Genomic DNA, 2,039 nt, shown 5'->3' with positions numbered 1-2,039 from the left:
GGTATCGCTACATACATTTGGGTGCTGTCGAAGAATAAGCGTGAGGAACGCAAGGGCAAATTCAGCTTATTGATGCAGGCTCTATCTTCCACAAGCTCCGCAAGGCGCTCGGCAATAAGAAAAACGAGATCAGTCCCGAAGACCGTTCCGCTATCACGAAGCTGTATGCTGACTTCACAGAGAATGAGCTTTGCAAGATCTACCCGAACACCGAGTTCATCTATCGTGAGTACACGGTCATGCAGCCGTTGCAGAGAAGCTATGCCGTGACTGAGGAGCGTATCCAGGCGATGCTGTCAAAGGGTTCGCTGTCCTCGCTGTACGATCCTGCAAAGGTGGCAGAACTTGAAAACTCTGAGGAGCTGACGGGTAAAGAACTGAAAAAGCTCGAAAACTTCCAGAACAACAAGCCTGTTTACGATGCTATCATCGAGGCACTGAACAACAGTATTGATGATAAGATATATCTTTCTGTTAAAGAATTTATGCCCGTACTGACTAAGATACTCAGCACCGCAACAACAGACAAGAAGCTCCTTGACAAGATTGCTGACGGTCTGTCAGTCATGGACAAGTCTGCCGAGATTCAGCGTGACAAGAAGGGCAACATCATCTACGATAAGGAAACAAAGGATACCGAAATCGTCAAGTTTGACGAGAGCATCGAGGACTATATGGCTCGTGAGGTACTTCCCCATGTTCCCGATGCACAGTGGTTCTTTGAGGAAGATCTGAGCAAGAAGTCGCCTGTTATCAGGACGGGTGCGGAGATTCCTTTTACAAGATATTTCTATAAGTATCAGCAGCCGAAGCCCAGCGAGGAGCTTGAACAGCGGTTCATGGAGCTTGAAAAGTCGGTGAGTGAGCGTATCGCACGGCTGTTTGGATGAGGTAAAGTTATGGCGCTATTCGAGAAAAAAACAATAGTTAAAAATGAAATTGACTATGATAAATTAGCAAAAGCAATAGCTAAAGAAAGCAATTTAGCAATTGACTATGAAAAATTAACCGAATCAATTACCAAAGCTTTCATTCAGAATAAGGAAAATGAAAAGAAAGAGAAAGCCATTGAAGAAGAAAAAAATACAGCTAACTGGCGAAAGACTTATGGCTTTAAGGATATAGCTAAGAATGATAAATGGTATCGAAAGATCGGTGTAGGCTTATATAATGACTTAATTGCTTTAAAAGCATTTATACTCTATAAAAAGGACTATGCCCAAAAATCAACAATGACATTTGGTTTTATGGCATTGATATGCAGTATTATATTCACTGTCGCCCAGTATATCTTTTTAGGTGGAGCTATTGCGGTTACAGTATTAGTGGTTAAAGGTAAAATTGATCCAATATTTATATTGTTGGATTTGTTTTTTCTGTTCTTTTTCAATTTAATGCGTGTAATAAAGATCGAGATAGATCAAATGAAAGATAATGATATAATTAACATGGTATTTTCTTCATTAATGGCTTTTATAGCAGCGCTATTTACGGTATTAGCTTTTATTAGGGGGTGAACGGCAATGCGTGAAATGAAGGATAGTGGGATTGAGTGGATTGGCAAAATACCCAGTGATTGGACTGTATCAAAGATTACACATATATTGGATTTAACGCACCCATATGCAATAGGCGATGGAGATCACGGAATTATCAAAGCTGATGATTACACCGATGATGGAATACCGTATATTCGAGTAAACAATCTTGGTTGGGCAACCGAATTACAGCTATCTAATGTTGTATATATTACACAACAACAGAATGAATTGATTAAAAGCAGTACACTTAAACCTGACGATATTCTTTTCGCCAAAACAGGAGCAACAATCGGAAAAACTGCTATCATCCCTAAATCTGTTGCTATAGCAAACACTACTTCCCATGTTGGTAAAATTTCAGTTTCAAGAGATCATTGTGCAAAATTCTTTTATTACGTTCTTAGTTCTTATATTGGATATAAGCAATTTTGGGACTTTGCTTCATTAAAAACAACAAGACCAGAATTATCCATAGATGAAATAAAACAGACAATTCTT

4 protein-coding genes are annotated in these 2,039 nt (G+C 39.2%); all 4 read left to right on the top strand.

Going from position 1 to position 2,039, the window contains the following annotated elements; translation table 11 throughout:
- A partial coding sequence (locus tag CUS_RS20220) for a hypothetical protein (RefSeq protein WP_207635697.1) occupies positions 1-270 on the top strand: 270 nt, incomplete at its 5' end.
- Positions 240-890 (top strand): hypothetical protein, encoded by a 651-nt coding sequence (locus tag CUS_RS12865; RefSeq protein WP_002851384.1) that lies wholly within the window; start codon positions 240-242, stop codon positions 888-890. The genes CUS_RS20220 and CUS_RS12865, both read left to right, overlap by 31 nt.
- A gap of 9 nt (positions 891-899) precedes the next feature.
- Positions 900-1,517, top strand: coding sequence for a hypothetical protein (locus tag CUS_RS12860; RefSeq protein WP_037277392.1), 618 nt, complete (start codon positions 900-902; stop codon positions 1,515-1,517).
- A gap of 6 nt (positions 1,518-1,523) precedes the next feature.
- On the top strand, positions 1,524-2,039 hold a 516-nt coding region (locus CUS_RS12855; protein ID WP_037277388.1), incomplete at its 3' end, for a restriction endonuclease subunit S.

The organism is Hominimerdicola alba 8, from assembly GCF_000178155.2.
Lineage (GTDB): Bacteria > Bacillota > Clostridia > Oscillospirales > Ruminococcaceae > Hominimerdicola > Hominimerdicola alba_C.
The sequence above is the reverse complement of the archived record's forward strand: the minus strand, read 5'-3'. Positions and strand labels throughout refer to the sequence as shown.